Annotated in this window: 13 protein-coding genes; 2 read left to right on the plus strand and 11 right to left on the minus strand. The window is 47.7% G+C overall.

Going from position 1 to position 20,218, the window contains the following annotated elements; all coding sequences use genetic code 11:
• Positions 1 to 715: 715 nt before the first annotated feature.
• A complete protein-coding gene (locus tag FW758_RS00005) occupies positions 716 to 3,124 on the minus strand; it encodes a prolyl oligopeptidase family serine peptidase (protein ID WP_446444316.1) in 2,409 nt (802 codons plus the stop codon).
• 308 nt (positions 3,125 to 3,432) lie between these two features.
• Here FW758_RS00005 and FW758_RS00010 point away from each other — a divergent pair, with 308 nt between their 5' ends.
• Entirely contained in the window at positions 3,433 to 5,583 is a 2,151-nt protein-coding gene (locus FW758_RS00010; protein WP_446444317.1) for a winged helix-turn-helix domain-containing protein, read from the plus strand.
• Positions 5,584 to 5,596: 13 nt separating this feature from the next.
• On the opposite strand, the gene FW758_RS00015 is transcribed toward FW758_RS00010, so the two are convergent.
• Both FW758_RS00015 and FW758_RS00020 read right to left on the minus strand, forming a co-directional pair.
• Positions 5,597 to 6,706, minus strand: a complete 1,110-nt coding sequence (locus FW758_RS00015) for an anhydro-N-acetylmuramic acid kinase (protein WP_446444318.1) — start codon at positions 6,704 to 6,706, stop codon at positions 5,597 to 5,599.
• A 20-nt stretch (positions 6,707 to 6,726) separates the two neighbouring features.
• Positions 6,727 to 8,133, minus strand: coding sequence for a peptidoglycan DD-metalloendopeptidase family protein (locus FW758_RS00020; protein WP_012588268.1), 1,407 nt, complete (start codon positions 8,131 to 8,133; stop codon positions 6,727 to 6,729).
• 126 nt (positions 8,134 to 8,259) lie between these two features.
• Between FW758_RS00020 and tyrS the strand changes: the two genes are divergently transcribed.
• Positions 8,260 to 9,453: a tyrosine--tRNA ligase gene (tyrS, locus tag FW758_RS00025; protein WP_107402375.1), complete on the plus strand. Its 1,194-nt coding sequence runs from the start codon at positions 8,260 to 8,262 to the stop codon at positions 9,451 to 9,453.
• 166 nt (positions 9,454 to 9,619) lie between these two features.
• Here the strand turns inward: tyrS and FW758_RS00030 are convergent, their stop codons facing one another.
• The 8 genes from FW758_RS00030 to gltB all read right to left on the minus strand — a co-directional run bounded on the left by FW758_RS00030 (position 9,620) and on the right by gltB (position 19,656).
• Positions 9,620 to 10,048, minus strand: coding sequence for a hypothetical protein (locus FW758_RS00030; protein WP_006085051.1), 429 nt, complete (start codon positions 10,046 to 10,048; stop codon positions 9,620 to 9,622).
• 126 nt (positions 10,049 to 10,174) lie between these two features.
• Positions 10,175 to 10,666 carry a nuclear transport factor 2 family protein gene (locus FW758_RS00035; protein ID WP_006080750.1) on the minus strand — a complete coding sequence of 164 codons (492 nt, stop codon included), beginning with the start codon at positions 10,664 to 10,666 and terminating at the stop codon, positions 10,175 to 10,177.
• A gap of 1 nt (position 10,667) precedes the next feature.
• Positions 10,668 to 11,294 (minus strand): trimeric intracellular cation channel family protein, encoded by a 627-nt coding sequence (locus FW758_RS00040; protein ID WP_446444319.1) that lies wholly within the window; start codon positions 11,292 to 11,294, stop codon positions 10,668 to 10,670.
• Positions 11,291 to 11,668, minus strand: a complete 378-nt coding sequence (locus FW758_RS00045; RefSeq protein ID WP_006085052.1) for a DUF2721 domain-containing protein — start codon at positions 11,666 to 11,668, stop codon at positions 11,291 to 11,293. Before FW758_RS00045 ends, FW758_RS00040 begins: the two co-directional genes overlap by 4 nt.
• 56 nt (positions 11,669 to 11,724) lie before the next feature.
• On the minus strand, positions 11,725 to 12,714 hold the full coding sequence (locus FW758_RS00050; protein ID WP_107946822.1) for a cobalamin biosynthesis protein CobD/CbiB: 990 nt from the start codon (positions 12,712 to 12,714) through the stop codon (positions 11,725 to 11,727).
• A 23-nt stretch (positions 12,715 to 12,737) separates the two neighbouring features.
• Positions 12,738 to 13,448, minus strand: coding sequence for a 5'-methylthioadenosine/adenosylhomocysteine nucleosidase (locus FW758_RS00055; protein WP_446444320.1), 711 nt, complete (start codon positions 13,446 to 13,448; stop codon positions 12,738 to 12,740).
• Positions 13,449 to 13,794: 346 nt separating this feature from the next.
• Positions 13,795 to 15,201, minus strand: coding sequence for an FAD-dependent oxidoreductase (locus FW758_RS00060; RefSeq protein WP_446444321.1), 1,407 nt, complete (start codon positions 15,199 to 15,201; stop codon positions 13,795 to 13,797).
• 6 nt (positions 15,202 to 15,207) lie between these two features.
• Positions 15,208 to 19,656, minus strand: coding sequence for a glutamate synthase large subunit (gene gltB, locus FW758_RS00065; protein WP_446444322.1), 4,449 nt, complete (start codon positions 19,654 to 19,656; stop codon positions 15,208 to 15,210).
• Between the last annotated feature and the right edge of the window lie 562 nt (positions 19,657 to 20,218).

Genomic DNA, 20,218 nt, shown 5'->3' on the forward strand with positions numbered 1-20,218 from the left:
TTGGGTGGCCGATACTGGTGATTTAGTCGAAACGGGTAATGGTAACTACAGCAGCGCCTATGGCGGTGGTGTTGGTCGCTATGCCTACCTAGGTGCAGAACTTAAGTTCTAATATCACTGAACTGCTATTCATTACTTATATTTGTTAAACCGCATGTGGCTTCCTGCATGCGGTTTTTTATTGCCAATCACCGTTAGACGCGCATATCAATCAGTTCATCGCAATAAGTTCATCGCAATAGGTTTGGTGCACGTAGCAAGTTATAAACTAGAGAGACTGATACTAAGCTTTTACTGGTTTTAGACTACGGTAATTAACTTAAACTCTTAACTTTGGTGTTTAGATTAAGATTTTAAAACAAGCGCTTAACAAAGGCGTTTAACACAAGATCCTTGCTCGCGCGCTACATATAAGCTCCTCACATAGGTGAGTGCTCTTCGGGGGGCCTTGAGTGAGAAAAACAGAGCATAAAGTCAACTGACTAACGGCGGAATAGTCAAAAGATCTAAGAGTCAAAAGCTCTAAGAGACAAAGGCTAAAGATTCAGAGGTTCGATGCATCAGTGAGGGGAGATACTCTCTTGAATACTGAATTAACACAGTATTTAGGGATAAGTGATAGCAGTAACTTGTTAAGCGATTGGCGGCTGGTTATGCCGCCAATCCTTTGATGGGATGTACTTGTGGAATGCTAAGCGTTATTTAGCTTATTGGCTCACAGGTTTGTGGACGGCAGATTTGCCTTTAAGAACTGGCTTTGTTCCCAGAGCAAGTGTTCTAGGGATTCCTTAGCCGCATAACTGTGTCCTTCAAATGGCAGGATAACTAATCTGGCTTTACCGCCAAGGCCTTGAATGGCATCGAACAAACGCTCAGATTGCAGCGGGAATGTGCCTGAGTTTTGATCCATCTCACCGTGAACTAATAGCAAGGGTGATTTGATATTATCGGCGTAATTAAACGGTGACATTTGCTGGTAAATATCATTGGCTTGCCAGTAGTAACGCTCCTCATTTTGAAACCCAAAAGGAGTGAGACTGCGATTATAGGCACCGCTTCGGGCAATGCCTGCATAAAACAAATCCGTATGGGCGAGCAAGTTTGCCACCATAAATGCCCCGTAGGAATGCCCGCCTACGGCGATTTGTTTGCGATCGGCAATGCCTAAATCCACCAAGGTATCGACAGCCGCCTGTGCGTTGGCAATGAGTTGCTCGCGAAAGCTGTCATTGGGCTCTTTATCCCCTTGAGCGATGATGGGCATAGAGACTTTATCAAACACCGCAAAGCCTTCGGCGACTAATGGGATTGGGCCCCTAGGGCTGATGATGGGATATTGATTGGCGCTAAAGTTAATTTGGCCCGCGATATCGGGATCGTTAAATTCCCGCGGATAGGCCCACATCAGCACAGGTAGGGTGCCTTGCTCCTTGGTGTAATTGGCGGGTAAGTAGAGAGTGCCAGACAGCGGCACGCCATCGGCTCTTTTGTAGGTGATAAGCTGCTTCTGCATTCCCCGATACGCACTCAGTTCATCGGCCTGTTGGTAGAGCACACTTTCTTTGGCGCCATCGATTAAGACAAGGCTTGGGGCTTCAGTCGGGCTTTCACGGTTAATAATCAGCTGTAAGGGCTCAAGATTGAGCACGTAGCGCACCGACTCTAATTGCTGGGCTGGCGATTGCCAAAGCAGTGACGACTCACCCGTCAGTAATGAGGTGCGCTTTAAGAAGGGCTTATCCCCCTGTGGCGATGCCCCTTGGCCGTAGTGAATAAGCCCTGTGGTTTGCGCCTGCTGCACGCGGATCACATGCCCTTTGCCTTGGGTATATTCTCTGGAGAATGTTCCAAGCTCTTGATATTTATCGCGCAGATTACGCTCGTTCAACGTTTGTAGGCTACTTTCTCCAAGGCGGGTGTCTAGGCTACTCAGTCGCAGTAACTGTGCTTTGCTATTGCGCTGGGTCACTAAGGCGATGTTGTTCTCCGCCCAGTCGATATCGATGATCCGCCAAGGCGTTTTGGCGATGAGTTTGGCCTTTTGGGTAAAGGGGGCATCGAGTTGCCATAGACTGTCCCGTAGCGGCGCCTCCTGCTGGCTATCGCCCTGATCTAGAGCCTCGGTAAAGGCTAAGGTTGCGCTGCGCCCTTGAACCCAATGGAACTGGCGTGGGCCTGGGAGCACAGAGTCTCTTCCTTGGGGCTTAGATTCTCCACTCTGGCTTTGGTGCAGTTGCGTTATGCGTTGGCCATCAAGATTATAAATCTCTGTTAAGGTTGGAAAATCATAATACTTTACTTGGGTTGAGAAGGGCGCGGTGAGCTGATGGGTTAAAATATAGCGCCCATCGGGTGACACCGAAAAATCCTCAAAAATACCCGGCGCGGCGATAGTTGTCAGCTTGCCATCTAAATCCACTCGGGCCAATTGACTGGTCGTCAGTTGGCTAAAGCGTTGTTTGTCAGCGCTGGTTTTCAATAAGTCCTGATAGGTGCGCTGCGGGCTTTGTTTGCCCGAGGTTTCCTTGGTTTTCGGTGCGTAAACGGCCTGAGCCATGCTTGCGTTGGCATTGGAGGCTACCACAAAGCGAGCGAGCAGACTGTTATTGTTAGCCCACTGATAATCAAGGCTAATCGTGCCATTCAATCTGTTGTCTGACAGGCGCTTGTGGCTATCTTGAGCGAGGTTGTAAACATATAAGTAACCGCCCTCTGGCGTTATGCTCACATAGGAGAGATAGCGACTGTCGGGGGAAAATTGCAGCTCGGTGATATCGTGGCCACCGGGCAAGCTTATCAGCCGCTGCCGCTTGTCCTGAATATTAATCAGCCTGAGTTGGTGATAGCGCTGGGTGATGCGACTCGGTAAATATTGCTCGGCGGCGATACGTAATCCTGCCAACTTTTGCTCTGGCTGGGCCAGCGTGGCAATGCTCGGCGCCGAAATCGGGCTGATTAATGCCAGCCATTGATGATCGTTTGAGAGTCGTGTCGTGAGGCTGGTACTGTGGTTAATGGTTTGCTGCAATGCAGAGGAAGGCTTTTGGTAGTCTTGTGCTAAGGTCTGTGGGGTAAAAATTGGACATAACATCATTCCGATGCAAATCAAGGCTAAACGAAGCATGTTTGGGTCCCTAACAAAGTGCATAACTCCCGCACAGATAATTTGTAACAGGAGTAAGACGTTGACGCATAAGTTTTTATTGGTCATGCAGTTGTAAGCAATCTGTTGCTTTGTCGCAACCCGCCTCGACTCGATTCTATATTGTTTAAATCTCTATTTTAGATTTTATACGAGCTAATATTTTGAATTTTATATAGTTAGTTTAATTCATTCGTTTGCTAACTGGGCTAAGTCTTAGGTAGTATCTAACCAAATGATGTACTCATTACCCTAACCATAAAAAGATCAATAACTCAGGTGTGAGAAAAATGAAGGATAAGAATAAGTTGAGTTTTTGCTTAGGAAGTTGTCGCATTGACCCTTCCGATAACTCAATTTCATTTCAAACGCAGGCGGATGAAACGTCCCAACATGAAGCCGCTAAGGTGTCACTTCAACCTAAGTTTATTGAAGTGCTTAGCTATCTTGCCTTGCGTCATCCTCATGTTGTGACCCGTGATGAGTTGATCGAAAAAGTGTGGGAGGGCAATGTTTACGTAGGTACTAAGGCACTCACTAATGCGATTTGGCATTTACGGCAGCAATTGTCGCCACTCGAACAGGATGGTGGTGTGATTGAAACCGTGCGTAAGGCTGGGTACCGCCTCTTATTGCCCCCTGTCTACGACATTTCTGATGACACCGACATCGATAAACTGCAAATCACTGAGGCGAAATTACAGCATACGATGCGACGACTGTATTTTATGGTGATATTGATGGGGGCGGTCATCGTGACTGTTGGTCTATTGATTGGCGTGCACCTGTACCAAGATAAACAGCGGATGACAGAGACCCAAATGACAGTGCTGACCAGAGATCCGGGATCGGAGCGTTATCCTAGGTTATCCCACGATAGGCGTTGGTTAGTGTATGGTGCGAGTCGTCCTGGCGTTACTTCTAGTCTGTATCTTAAAGATTTTAAACGTGAAGACATCCCCGCCCGTCAGTTAACGCCTTCCACATCGGCAGAGCTTCGCGCAGTGTGGAGTTTAGATGACACTAAGTTGTTTTTTGCCTCCCGAACTCAGGGAACGGGAGAGTGCCAAATTACTCAGTTAACCCTTGCAACCAATGAAACCCTCGCCTTAGCGCCTTGCTCGACCGATATGGCGGCAATAGATATTTCTGCTGACGGTCAATATCTTGCTTATATCTCCTCCCATGAGGCGGATAAAGTGGGGGGGATTTATCGTTTAGCTTTGGCAAATGCGAACGCTAAGGCTGAAAGATTATCCTGCGAAAGCCAGTGTAATTATGAGGATAGAGATTTAGCCTTTAGCCCTGATGGCCGCTGGCTCGCAATAGCGAGGCGCTTTAGTAATATCTCGGAAGATATTTTTATTCGGGATTTAGCCAGTGCCAGTGAGAAACGCTTAACCCACGGATTAGAAGATATTCGCGGCTTGAGTTGGACGCCTGATAGCCAGTCGCTGGTTTTTGCCACCGAAGATTCCGGCAGTCGCAACGGTTTTACTATCGATATTGCAACCACGCATATTCAGTCTCTCGATGTAGAGGGAATGAGTTATCCCAGCAGTGTATCAGAGGAAGGTGAGCTTGTTTATCACCAGTATCGTCGTCAATTCCAAATGGCGTATTTTTCCCTTGGGGAGTCGGTATCTGGCAGTTTGTTTCCGCTCCTGTATTCTAGTATCAGCCACCGAAATCCCGATTATTCCCCCGAGGCGAAACGGATAGTATTTGTCTCTAGTGAGACTGGCTATAACGAGATTTGGGCGTCAGATATAAACGGCAAAAAACTTGAGCAACATACTCATCTCAAGTCGCACGTAGCTTACCCGCGTTGGTCTCCCGATGGCTCTAAAATAGCTTTTATCGCCCCCGATGATCGCAATGAAGGTAATCGCATTTTTATTTTAGATTTAGCCAATAAAAACATTACTGCCTTAGCCTCGAGTTATCACAATCACGGTCGCCCCAGTTGGAATTGGCAGGGCACTGCCGTATTAGCATCGACCAGCGATGGCATCACGGAGTTTTATTTAGATAACAGTACACCAAGAGTGATCAGTCCTCTGACTATGGCTGTGGGATTTGCGAAATCGGCTAACGAATTTGTATTTAGCCGTTATGGGGTGAATGGACTCTGGCAGATTGATCTAACGCAGCCTGAGCAGGTTCGAGAGTTAATTCCTAGCAAAGTATTCCGTGCAGGTAATAACTGGGTGCTTACGTCACACGGAGTGTATTTTAAATCGAGCAATGGTAACGAGCAGCGGCTGAATTTTTGGGAGGCGAGCAGTCAGCAGCTGACATCACTCCTAAGGGTTCCCCGTTCGAGCTTAAGCGGTTTTGGCTCTATGACGTATATCCAAGAGTCAAACCGCTTAGTGATGACGCTCGATGGCTTCCCACAACGGGATATCATCTTGCTTAAGCATAAGTTACTTAAATAAGTTGCTTTAAGGATTACTTAGCGCTAAATCTTCCGCCGAGTACAGCTTCGCGGGAGGCGCCTGTGACAGCTGGGAGGTTGGCGGGTAAGCCTAAGTGGTTACGCATGGCGAGCCACGCGAAGGCGATGCCTTCGGCCCACTTAGGGTCGACGCCAAGGGCCGAGGTAGTATCCAGCTTATAACCTGGCAATAGGGCGGCAAGACGCTGCATCAGTTGGCCGTTGAACGCGCCGCCACCACAGACGTACAACTCCCCTTCATTCGATAATTTAATCATATCGTGGGCTATGCTGTGGCAGGTTAAATCCAATAACGTCGATTGGATATCTTCTTCATCTAAATGATTAAAGGGCGATAATTGCTGCTCTAACCAAGCTTGGTTAAACAGCTCACGGCCGGTGCTTTTAGGGTAAGCAAGGGAGAAATACGGGTGCGAAAGCAGTTGCGTTAACAGGTCTTGGTCGGTTTTGCCGGACGCAGCCCATGCACCATCTCTATCGAAGGGCTCACTTTTCACCTGCTGGATCCAGGCGTCTACCAAGGTATTGCCAGGTCCCGTGTCGAAACCCAGTACTTGGTCACTGTTGCCTGGTAAATAAGTAATGTTGGCTATGCCGCCAATATTTAAAATGATGCGTTTTTTGCCGACTTCAGCAAAGGTTTGCTGGTGGAATGCTGGCACTAAGGGCGCGCCTTGGCCACCTAGGGCAATATCTTTACGGCGAAAATCGGCAATCACATCAATACCGGTTTCGGTCGCAATAGTATTCGGGTCGCCAATTTGCAGGGTAAATCCCACTTCGAGGTTTGGCATGTGGCGCACGGTTTGGCCGTGGCTACCAATGGCGATAACCTCTTCTTTGGCAATGGCGCATTTGGTCAGCAGATTATTCACTGCTAAAGCAAACAGTTCACCCACATTACGATCTAAACGGCCGAGGCGGTTAATTTCATCTGTGCTGGGTGAACAAAGGCGCTGTAGGCCTTTGAGCAAATGGCTCGGTATGGCTTCGGTATGGCTGGCAATAAGCTGCGGCTGCGCGCCAGAAAAGTCGACCAATACGGCATCGACACCGTCCATGCTGGTGCCTGACATAAGTCCAATATAATAAGCGTTTTTCATTGGGAGGAATCCGTCCGTCGTTATTGCATTGCCAATTGCGTTTGCTTGTTTTGCGAAAGTGTAGTCATCAATTGCTGGCTAAGTGCATCGAATTGATTTTTTTCTTTTCTCGCAATCGATTCGGCTTTAGGTAGCGTTATGGTTCTTGGGTTGCGGTGGACGCCATTGACGATAAATTCGTAATGTAAATGTGCACCCGTGACGCGCCCCGTTTTACCTAAAGTACCTATGATTTGCCCTTGCTTAACGCTGGCTCCTTTGCTGACGTTGCGCTTAGTGAGGTGAAGATATTTGGTGGTATAGGTATCGTTGTGTTTGATAAACACATAGTTACCGTTGAATTGATTGTAGCCCGCCTCTATGACGCGTCCGCTACCCGCCGCTTTAATGGGTGTGCCAATGGCGGCGACGTAGTCCACACCGCGATGGGCTTTGACTTGGCCCGTTACTGGATGCAAACGTCTTGGATTGAAGTTTGAGCTGACATATTTAAAATCGACTGGTGAGCGCAAGAAGGCTTTACGCATGCTAGTGCCATTCTCGGAATAATAGTTACCGTCGGTATAGCGAATGGCAGTATAGCGCTCATCTTGGTTTACAAATTCTGCGGCTAAGATATTGCCGTTACGCAAAAATTCGCCATCGGCATATTCTTGCTCATAAATAATGGCAAAGCTGTCGCCTTCGCGTAAATCTAAGGCAAAGTCGATATCCCAGCCGAATACGGTCGATAACTGCATGATCTGGTTTGCATTCATGCCTGCATCGACGGCAGCGTTCCAGAAGTTGCTCTTAATCTTAGCGCTGGTGAAATGGCTGCGAATTTCCACATCCTTCTCGGATATTTTTTCTTGGTATTGATTTTGATTCTTGGTGATGATGAGCGTCGAAATCGCATTCACGCGATAACGTACTTCGGTCAAATCGCCATTTATATCTTTCGAAATCACGATTTCTTCGCCCGGCATAATCTTAAGTAAATTTTGCTTGGCTAAGGGCAGTTGGGTGATTTCATACACGTCTTTACTGGTTAACCCTGCGCGATCAAATACCGCGGCTAAGGTATCACCATTTTTCACGTTAAAATGTTCGACGTCCCTGTGATGGGCACTCTCTAAGGATTCAGTGGCTGGATTATTAGCATCACCCGCGGCAAGCGCGTCGGTTGACGATAATGGCGCAGCATTGGTGGCCGCATTGTCTGTTTGGCCCTCTAATAACTCAGGACGTTCAGGCGAGCGAAATGCTAAAGGCACATCATAACGGGTGTTGATTTGAGCTTGGTCATCTATGCTGGTGGTTTGTCTTGAAGCTTGCGCTTCTTCAGAAGGTAGTAGCATGGTTATCATAGTGATAACTGAAAGAATGCTGAGGAGAATTTGATGCTTTTTAGGCAACAATTTAAATAACGTTATAACCTTTCCCATTGACGCCGATACCGATAACCAGAGACTTAAATAATCCCGTTAGTGTACACACTTTCAATTGTGGTGGCTAACAAGTAACATAAGTCTCTTCATTTTATGATCATGGCCTTAGGAGTCCCTGCCGAGATGGCTGATTTAGACCAAGTATTAGCAGAAATTAGACGTGGTACCGATGAGATTTTACTCGAAGCGGATCTGCTGGAAAAACTCAAAGAAGGACGTCCACTCCGTATTAAGTTAGGCGCCGATCCTACCGCTCCGGACATCCATCTTGGACACACAGTAATCTTAAATAAACTAAGGTTATTCCAAGAGTTAGGTCATGAAGTCATTTTCTTGATCGGTGACTTTACCGGTATGGTGGGTGATCCAAGCGGAAAAAACAGTACGCGTCCACCGCTAACCCGTGAGCAAGTATTAGCGAACGCAGAAACCTATAAAGAACAGGTTTATAAGATACTTGATCCAGTTAAAACCCGTATCGAGTTTAACTCAAGCTGGTTAGAGCCATTGGGTGCGGCGGGGATGATCCGCCTTGCTTCGAAGCAAACTGTGGCTCGTATGATGGAGCGCGATGACTTTAAGAAACGTTATGCCTCGGGCCAATCTATTGCTATCCATGAGTTTATGTATCCTTTACTGCAAGGTTATGACTCAGTTGCGCTGCAGGCCGATGTAGAGCTGGGTGGTACAGATCAAAAGTTCAACCTGTTAATGGGCCGTGAACTGCAAAAAGCGGAAGGCCAAAAGCCACAAGCTGTGATCATGATGCCGCTGCTCGAAGGTTTAGACGGCGTGAAGAAAATGTCTAAGTCGGCACACAACTATATTGGCGTGAGCGAACCTGCCAATGAAATGTTTGGCAAGCTGATGTCGATTTCGGACGATTTAATGTGGCGCTACTTTGAGCTGTTGTCATTCCGTCCACTGGCTGAAATTGAGCAGTTTAAGCAAGATGTGGCAAATGGGTCTAACCCACGCGACATTAAAATCGCCTTGGCGAAGGAAATCATCACACGTTTCCACGATGAAGCGTCTGCAGAAAGCGCACACCAAGCCTTTGTTGATCGTGCTAAGGGCATGATCCCTGACGATATCGACGCTGTCGAGTTAGTGGCGGGTGAAGGTCTGGCGATTGCTAATCTGTTGAAAGATGCTGATTTAGTGGCGTCGACTTCAGAAGCCATGCGGATGATCAAACAGGGCGCGGTGAAGATGGACGGCGAAAAGCTAGACGATAGCCGTATGACTTTGTCTGCTGGTACTGTCGCGGTATTCCAAGTCGGTAAACGCAAGTTTGCCAAAGTGACTTTGGTTTAAGTGACTTTAGTTTAAGTCGCTTTAGTTCAGATGACAGTGGTTTACCTGGCTCTAGTTTGACTTACAATGGTTTAAGCCATTGTCTGTTAAATGAAAAAGTCGTTAATCGAACAAAAAGAGCGCCTTAGGGCGCTCTTTGTTTTTAAGTCTGTTTCACCCCATAAGATTAAGGCGCTGTGTTGGCCTCGTGCTCGGCGATATTACATCTGTCGGTGCCAAAGTGTTGCCCACCACTGCATTTCCACGCCAGTTGCGCCGAACTCACCTGCCATTGTTTAGCATTCTGCTTCAAGGAAATAATCAACAGCATTTGTGGATGTTGCTTGGAGAGCTCGCTCACCTGATAGGTCAAAATGCTGTCTTTATTGGTTTGGGTTCGCACTAAGGTAAATTTGTTGCCTGCGTATTGGCTGCTGATCTGACTTGGGTCTTCCGACCAGGGTTGATGTTGTGCCTGAGCGACACGCAGTTGCTGATTAAAATGACTCACTGGCTGAACGGCGTAGGACACGATTATGGGCTGTAAGGCCTGTGCTTTGGGAGCCAGCATTAAGCCATTAAGGGCGAGTAGGGCTATCAATCCAAAAAACTTCATACAAACCTCATTGAAACGAAACGACTCAGTCAACCTATCGAAGGCAAAACACTCAGTGGTATTGACTCATTGTTAGTTTCGACCCGTTTTTAGGGATCAAGTTTCAAAGACAGCTAAATTTTGTGATTACTGCATCGCTAATTGGTCAGACATGGTCTGGTAATCGATAAGATCCACATGCTCAGTCACCCTATGGTTGAGCATATCGAGTTTAAGACTCGTGACGCCAGGAATGGCGATATCGATGATTTTGCCAGGTTTGCCGAATTGTTCACCCGGTCCCTTGAAGTGATAGTTACCTATCATAACCACTAAAGAGCCGGCGTTATACATATGTTCTATGTTGAAGTCGTACTCGAGCACGCCCTCGTGGGCGCGCTCGAGAAAGTCGATGATAAAGCGGCCGCCAGTGTATTTACGGTTGGCGGTTTTGTCGAAGAAGACGCTTTCACGGTTATAGAATTTTCTGAGTGTCTTGTAGTCGTGTTCGGTTAGCGCATTCATGTACTTGACGGCTAACTGCTGTTCTTGTGGCATTTCACCTGAGTTGGCTTGCGCCGCTGCAGGATTAAGGGCTGGAACAAAAATGAGGCACAAAATAAGACACAATATTCGCAAACTATTCCCTCTTGGTTTTGAGATCAAAGGCCGGTAACGACAGATGCCACTTGATGGCGCTTAAGCGGATAAATAGAGCACTGGTCATCGCCAGAAACAGCGCCGTTTTCTCGCCCATACCGTAGGCTAAACTCACGGTATAGCCGATACCACCTATGATTGAAGCTGTGGCATAGACTTCTGTACGTAACACCATAGGAATTTGTCTGCACAGTAAGTCTCGAATAATGCCTCCTCCCACGCCTGTGATCAAGCCCATTACCACGGCAATCATGCCACTCAAGCCCATATTGAGGGCTTTTTCGGCACCAATCACAGTAAATAAGGCTAATCCAAAGGCATCGGCGACCGGCAAAATATATTCAGGCACCTTACGAGGCCGACGCACTAACAGCAAACAGGCGAGCACAGTTGCGAGAATTACTATGATGTAATTGGGATCGCGGATCCAAAACACAGGTGTTGCGCCAATTAAGGCATCCCGAATACTGCCGCCGCCCACAGCGGTGACCGAGGCGAGCACTATGACGCCAAAGGGGTCCATTCTATGACGCCCTGCGGCGAGTGCGCCAGATAGCGCAAATACAGCGGTACCCCATAAATCAAAAAAGTAGATCCACTGGCTCATTTACTCATCTCTTTGATATGTATATTTAATGCGTCAACAGAGATGCGGATTTCAATCACAGATAAAATCAGTGAATAGAGCAGCAGTAGCAGGCTAGCGCCAAAGATCACTGAGCCAGTTTTATTAAAGCCGACATAGATGAAAATCATGCACAGTACGCACAGGGCAAAGCTCGATACGCCCGCCTCTTGCATACGACGAATAATGGTAATGCGCTGGCTCAGGTTTTTGATTTGATCTTTATGTACGGGTTTTTCACCACTGCTTAAGTTTCGGATTAATGCCGCGAGGGCAAAAAAGCGATTGGTATAAGCAAGTAGTAACAATGAGATAGCAGGAAATAACAACGCAGGGGTTGTTAATGAAACATGCATGTTTTCGAGCAAGATAGTCAGCCTTTAACTTCACGTTGAGATAATGCGGCATCATATCACAGGCTATGTAACCAACGTAAACCTGCCCATAACAAGGGCAGGATAATGATAAAGCTAAACCAGATGGCACAGGCGCGTGAGGTCAGCTTGATTGCAGGGGCAATTGCATCACTGGTCGGCTGCGGACCATAACCTAGTTTGTCCACATTGATACGCACGCCAGCAAACTTCTGTGGTCCACCGAGCTCGATTCTCAAAATACTGGCCACGAGATTCACACTGAGAACATAGCCTCGAATAGCGTGATGATTTTTAGGGGTTCTAAAAAGTTTTGTAAACGCCTTAGGCCCGCCTTGAATGGCGAGCGACAGGCTCCACAACCAAGCCGGAATTGCCAGCAAGATAATGGATACACCATTCACAGTGCTGCAAAAATGTTGATACTTAGGCTGAATGGGTGGCCAGCTCAATTCGAGTTGTTTGAGCATACGGACTGCCAGCACTAAAGGTGCTCCGGCGATAGCGAAAAAGAAAATGGTCGATGCTGTGCCGTAAATAGGCGCTGTGGCGAGTTTTTCTATGGTGGCTTTGGCTAGGCCGATTTCCGACAAACTATCGGTATCGCGCACTACCCAAGGCTGTAAAAGCTTTTTTGCGCTGGCATTGTCTCCACGTTTTAAGGCTTTAGCGATTTCATCGGCGACTTGGCTAAACCCTGCATCGGTTAAGCATAGATAAAGCACCAAAAATTCGAAAAACCATGGAAAGGCGGCCAGCTCGAGCAAAAAGGTGATAATGGCCCAAAACGGAAACAGTAACAGCATCATAGCTAAAAAGCCTGCTGTGGCTTGTTGGCTTGGAGAGCGTTCTGGGCGATTTACCTTGGCGGCGAGTTGCTTCGCTAAATGGCCAAACCAAATAAGCGGCTGCATTTCCCGTGGTAATGGCGCTAACCGCGCCAATAACAAAGCAAAAAAAAGTACCAAAAAGCCTTCAAACAAAGCGCCATCTATCTCGACAAGTTGTTGATAAAAAGAGGTGTGCATTCGGTACTTTTCCGCTTAAGTGATTATTTTACTGCGCTAGGATTCAGTTGCTCAAGTAGCAGCATCACCATCAACGCTGAGTGGTAACCCGCTTTGACAATATAAGAATCAAAATCCACTGGCGAGTCATTGTTGGCGTTATCCGATAAAGAGCGGATCACCACAAATGGCACATCAAACTGATGACAAACTTGAGCGATTGCCGCGCCTTCCATTTCACAGGCGGCCATCGTTGGGAATTTTTTCAACATGGCTTGGGTGCGAACAGGATCGCAAATAAAGCTATCGCCAGTACAGATCAACCCTTCAATCGCTTTGACTTCACCCAGCTGAGTAATGGCCTTGTTGGCGGCTTCAACTAAATGAGCGGCTGGGATAAACGCTGCAGGTTGCTGTGCCATTTGGCCAATTTCATAACCAAAGGCGGTGACATCCACATCGTGGTGACGCACTTCAGAAGAAATCACGATATCGCCAATGGCCAGCGTATCGACAAAACCACCGGCAGAACCTGTGTTGATCACGGCATCCGGCGCATATTTTTCGATGAGTAGCGTGGTCGCAATACTTGCGGCGACTTTACCTATGCCAGAGCGAGTTACGACAACGTCTTTACCCGCAAGAGTGCCAGCAATAAATTCAATACCAGCAATAGTTTGCGATGTCGCATTTGTCATAGCGGCGATCAGGTGAGCGACTTCTGGCTCCATTGCGCCAATAATTCCAATTTTCATGGGAGACCTTTTTGATTCAACACTTAAGAGTGGGACACGAGAATGATGGCTAATATACCACACAGTTTTGTGCTGTCGTTATGGTGAGATTGGGATTGCTTGATAATGGCAGGGTAAAAAGCGGGGAGGGTTAACGAAAAAAGTGCACCCCTAAGAGGTGCACTTTTATCTATTTATTTCATCTGTCTATTTTACTTATCTATTTTTCCATCAACCGATGGCGACAAATCACAAAAAAAAGCTGGACTTGTTTGCCTAAGTCCAGCCATTGCAGTGCTTGTTAAATGACAGCGGTAAAACAGTTTTTTAGCGATAGAACCAACACATTGGCGTTTAAGCTTAGCGCTTAGTCTAAGTAGTTAAGAATACCTTGAGCAGCATCGCGACCTTCGGCAATGGCTGTCACGACTAAGTCAGAACCGCGCACCATATCACCACCGGCAAACACTTTCGGGTTTGTGGTTTGGAATGGATTTTCGTCTAACTTACTCGCTTTAACTCGGCCCCATTGATCGAGCTCGATGCCATGGTCCGCAAACCAAGGTGCTGGGCTAGGTTGGAAACCGAAAGCAATAATAATCGCATCGGCTTCGAGCAACTGTTCGCTACCCGCAATCGCTTCGGCGCGTTGACGACCACTGGCATCGGCTTTACCCATGGCGGTTTCGACGCATTCAATGCCGACTACTTTGCCATCTTGGGTTTTAATCGCCACAGGTTGACGGTTAAACAGGAAATTAACGCCTTCCTCCCGCGCATTTTGCACTTCGCGGCGTGAACCCGGCATGTTGGCCTCGTCACGGCGGTAAGCACAGACTACGCTGCTGGCACCTTGCCTGACGGCTGTGCGCACGCAATCCATCGCGGTATCACCACCGCCTAATACCACCACACGCTTACCTACAAGGTTCAGGTAGGGCGTTTCAGTATTCTGGGTGCCCATTAAATGATGGGTGTTACCAATCAAATAGGGTAGGGCTTGGTATACGCCTTGGGCATCTTCACCCTCAAGGCCCGCTTTCATCGCGGTATAGGTGCCCATACCGAGGAATACGGCATCGTATTCTTCGAGCAGTTTAGTAAATGGGATATCTTTACCGACAGTAACCCCGAGTTTGAACTCAATGCCCATGCCTTCTAATACACTACGACGGGTCGCCATGACGGCCTTGTCGAGTTTAAAAGACGGAATACCGTAGGTGAGTAGGCCACCAATTTGTGGATATTTATCAAAGACCACGGCTTTAACACCGTTGCGAGACAGAATATCCGCGCAGCCCAACCCTGCAGGACCTGCGCCGACAATCGCTACTCGTTCGGCGCGCGGCGTGACCTTGCTCATATCTGGGCGCCAGCCTTGGGCGATTGCTGTATCGGTAATGTATTTTTCGACGTTACCTATAGTGACAGCACCAAAGTCGTCGTTAAGGGTACAAGCGCCTTCGCAGAGTCTGTCCTGTGGACAAACACGGCCGCAGATTTCGGGCAGAGTGTTAGTCTCATGCACTAAATCCGCCGCTTCCATGATGCGACCTTGCTCCGCTAGCTTGAGCCAGTTAGGAATATAATTGTGTAGCGGACATTTCCACTCACAATAAGGATTACCGCAATCTAAACAGCGATCCGCTTGCTGTGCCACTTCAGGCTGAGCAAAAGGCTGATAAATCTCAATAAACTGAGTCGCACGTTTAGCCGCAGGGTGTTTGGTGGGGTCTTTGCGACCCACTTCAATAAATTGAAAATCGTTACTCATGCGCCATTACCCCGCTTTTACAACTAATTCTGGGCTCGATTTCTCTAACTTGAGCAGATCGGCCACGGCAATATTTTTAGGTTTCACTAATACGAAGCAATCTAGCCAGTTACCAAAATCACTTAAGATCATCTTGGCATGTTCGCTGCCCGTTTCGGCCACGTGGGCTTCAATCAGACCTTTCAAATGTTGTTGATGAATGGGTGATTCGAGTTTTTGAGTATCGACAAGCTCAGTGTTCACACGGCGATTGAAGCGGCCGAATTGATCGAACACATAGGCAAAACCACCTGTCATACCTGCGCCGAAGTTCACCCCTGTTTTACCAAGGACAACCACAATACCGCTGGTCATGTATTCACAGCCGTTATCACCGAGCCCTTCGACCACAGCAATTGCTCCTGAGTTACGGACCGCAAAACGCTCGCCCGCTTGACCTGCGGCGAAGAACTTGCCGCCTGTCGCGCCGTAAAGGCAAGTGTTACCGACAATGGCGCTGCGCTCACTTTGGAACGGGCTGCCAATAGGCGGATAAATCACTATCTGGCCGCCAGACATGCCTTTACCGACATAGTCGTTAGCATCGCCGCAGAGTTTTAACTCAAGGCCAGGGCTGTTCCACACGCCAAAGCTTTGGCCAGCACTGCCGTTAAAGCTCAGTTTGACCGGCGCTTTGGTGCCTTTCACGCCGAGCGTGCTCGCGATATAGCCTGACAAGGTTGCGCCAACGGATCGGTCAGTGTTGTTGATGCTGTAAGCTGCATCGAAACACTCGCCCTTATCGACGGCGCTTTGGCACTCGTTTAATAAATGTTGGTTCAGCAACCCTAAATCCGCTGGTGGATTGGTTTCTTGCCAAGTGCGTGAAGAGGTTGCCGGCACCTTAGGTTGATACAAAATCGGTGACAGATCTAAGCCTTGTTGCTTAGCGGTTTGGCCTTCGAGGGCATATAACCATTCGCTGCGACCGACTAAGTCTTCAAACTTGCTCACCCCTAAGGTCGCCATCCATTCACGGACTTCCTCGGCGACAAACTCAAAGTAAGTCATTACTCGCTCTGGCAGGCCATGGTAATGGTTGTCACGCAGGTTTTTATCTTGCGTTGCTACGCCAGTTGCGCAGTTGTTCAAGTGGCAAATACGCAGGTATTTACAACCTAGGGCGATCATAGGCACAGTGCCAAATCCAAAGCTTTCGGCGCCTAATAACGCGGCTTTAATTACATCGGTACCGGTTTTTAAGCCGCCATCGACTTGCAGGCGAATTTTATGGCGTAGACCGTTTTCTACGAGCGATTGATGCACTTCGGCTAAACCTAGCTCCCACGGACTCCCCGCATACTTTACTGAGGTGATTGGGCTGGCGCCTGTGCCGCCGTCATACCCTGAAATGGTGATCATATCCGCATAGGCTTTAGCTACGCCGGTGGCGATCGTGCCCACGCCGGGTTCAGACACAAGTTTGACTGAAATCAGTGCTTTCGTGTTGATTTGCTTCAAGTCGAAAATCAGCTGGGCCAAATCTTCGATAGAGTAAATATCGTGGTGCGGCGGCGGTGAAATCAAGGTCACACCTGGGCGCGCATGACGCAGTCCGGCGATTTCAACACTCACTTTATGGCCGGGTAACTGGCCACCTTCACCGGGTTTTGCCCCTTGGGCGACTTTAATCTGCAACACATCAGCGTTGACTAAGTAGTGCGCCGTAACGCCAAAGCGCGCCGAGGCAATCTGTTTAATCGCAGAGTTGCGTTCAGTATTAAAGCGGCGAGCATCCTCACCACCTTCACCTGAGTTCGAGCGGCCGCCTAAGCGGTTCATTGCAATAGCCAGCGCTTCATGGGCTTCGGGGCTCAAGGCACCGATACTCATGGCTGCGCTGTCAAAGCGTTGATACAAGCCCGCTGCGCCTTCGACGTTAGTGACATCAATCGATGCCTGCGCACCCTTGATACCGATTAAGTCACGTAGCGTGGCTATTGGACGATTGTCGACGAGGTCGGCAAACTTTTTATAGGTTGCGAAGTTTTTGTCGATCAATGACGCCTGCAAAGTGTTTACAACATCAGGGTTGAAGCAGTGATACTCACCCCCTTCAACGTATTTCAGCAGGCCACCTTGCGGCAATGGCACATGGGCGCGGTAGGCCGCTTTGTGCAGAATCGCTTGGTCTTGGGCGATTTCAGCAAAACTGACGCCTTCGATACGGCTGATCACGCCTTTAAAGCACAGTTCAATCACATCGCTGGCGATGCCGATGGCTTCAAACTGCTGGCTACAACGGTAGGAACCGACAGTGCTGATGCCCATTTTGGACATGATCTTACGCAGGCCTTTTTCTATGCCGTAACGGAAGTTCAGCATCAATGCTGTAGTGTCGGTTAACTGGTGACGTTTCGCCAGTTCAGAGATTGATTCATACACTAAGTACGGATAAATCGCGGTGGCACCAAAGCCAAGCAAGACGGCAAAGTGATGCGGATCTCGCGCCGATGCGGTTTCAACAATAATGTTGGTGTCGCAGCGGAGGCTCTTATTTACCAGCATTTGTTGCACAGAACCGACCGCCATGGCCGCAGGGATCACTTGCGCTGTTTTACCTATGGCTCTGTCTGACAGAATAAGCAAAGTCGTGCCGCTGCGGGCTAAACGCTCGGCTTCGGCTGTGATGCGGCGAATGGCACTTTCTAATCCTTCCTGTGGCTCGTAATTCAAATCGACAATGTTGGCGCGGTAGTAAGTACTATCTAATCCCAGTAACTGATTAAAATCACTGAATAATAAGATAGGTGAGTTGAACATCACCCGGTAAGCATGCCCAGTTGTTTCATTAAAGAGGTTCTGTTCACGGCCAATACAAGTGGTCAACGACATAACGTGTTTTTCACGTAATGGGTCTATGGGTGGGTTAGTCACTTGAGCGAATTTCTGCCTAAAATAGTCATACAGTGAACGTGACTTTTTCGACAACACCGCCATAGGCGTATCGTCGCCCATAGAACCTGTGGCTTCTTCACCTTGTTTTGCCAGTACCCAAATGACTTGCTCTAATTCTTCACGGGTATAGCCAAATTGTTTTTGGTATTGCAGCAAAAGCTCAGGGCTTAATTCACTGGCACCATGTTGTTCAGAGGCTAAATCTTCCGCTGGCGTTAAAGTACGGCTGTTTTTCGCCATCCACTCTTTATAAGGGTGGCGACGTTTCAAGTCATTATCAATTTCAAAGGATTGGTACAGGCGGCCGTTCAAGGTATCGAGTACCAGCAGCTCACCGGGCCCAACTCGGCCTTTTTCAATCACTTCATCGGCGGCGTAATCCCAAATACCGACTTCGGAGGCCAAGGTCAAAATACGATCTTTTGTGATCACATAACGCGATGGACGTAGACCATTACGGTCAACGGCGCAGGCGGCATGGCGACCGTTGGTCATCACAATACCTGCCGGACCATCCCAAGGCTCCATGTGCATGGAGTTAAAGTCGTAGAAGGCTTTTAGTTCGTCATCCATTTCTGGATTACTTTGCCAAGCAGGCGGGATCAATAGACGCATGGCACGGTATAAGTCCATGCCACCGGATAACAGCATTTCCAGCATGTTATCTAAAGATGAAGAGTCTGAGCCTGTTTCATTCACAAAGGGAGCGGCCTGCTGCAAATCTGGCAGTAGTGGTGAATTAAACTTATAGGCACGGGCGCGGGCCCATTGACGGTTACCCGTAATCGTATTGATTTCGCCGTTATGGGCTAAATATCTAAACGGCTGAGCTAATGGCCATTTAGGAGAAGTATTCGTTGAGAAACGTTGATGGAATAGGCAGATAGAGCTTTTTAAGCGAATGTCCGCGAGATCGGGATAAAACGCGGGCAAGTCTACAGGCATCATCAAGCCTTTATAGACGATAACTTGGCCAGACAAACTCGCCACATAGAAGTCTTTGTCGTCGGTGATTTGCTGCTCTAAGCGGCGACGCGCCATATAAAGGCGGCGTTCCAAGTCTTTTTCACGCCAGCCAATGGGGGCGTTGATCAGCACTTGGTAAATTTGTGGCAGGCTAGCCTTGCCAATTTCACCTAACACATCGGGATTGACCGGCACTTTGCGCCAGCCTGCAATACTTAAGGTTTCACGCTCGAGTTCGCGCTCAAGAATAAACTTGGCTTGTTCGGCCAGTTCATCATCTTGACTTAAAAACAGCATACCTACGGCAAATTTACGGCTCAAATGCCAATCATTTTCCGCGGCAATCGCTTCAAAAAATTGCACTGGCAATTGCATTAATAAACCACAGCCGTCGCCAGTGCGACCGTCGGAGGCAATGCCACCGCGGTGCTTCATGCGATCTAGACCATGGATTGCCGTGCGCACTATACGGTGGCTGGCTTCGCCATCCATCTGTGCTATCAACCCAAAACCACAATTGTCCCGCTCAAAACTGGGATGATATAAGCTCATACAAAAACCTCCCTAGACCTCAACTGATTACTACTCGGGGAGAAAATGTAAAGACTTTCTATAGATATGCACCCGAACCACCCAAATTAGCCTGAGATTCAATAAAGGTCAAACCAAAAATTTGCATAAAACATGGGTATTAATTCATGTTTCATACACAAATCATAATTGCTTTACGTTAACGTCAACAGTAAAAAGTGCTGTATAACATTATGAATAAAAAGAATTTTAAAAATGAGGAAACTATAGGTTTACTCAAATGTAACATGTTAGCGGGATTGTTTTTGATTTAGAAATAGTGATTTTTATTGCAAACACAGTAAATAAATAAAAAATTAAAATTGTTGAATTATTATTCATTTTGATGTGAGCAATATCTCAATGGTAAGCGCGTTAATTTGAGGATGCGCACATTTCTGACAATAAGGGTATGGGTCAGGCGGGAATTTGATGTAGCGCCAAGAAACCTCTCGCAACCTTGTTTACACTAAGCTTTTTCTTCTATTTGTTCACGTATTTTCTTTTCTATTTGTGATTTTATCTTGGTTATTCTCAATGAAGC

This window comes from Shewanella sp. 1180_01, assembly GCF_052850535.1.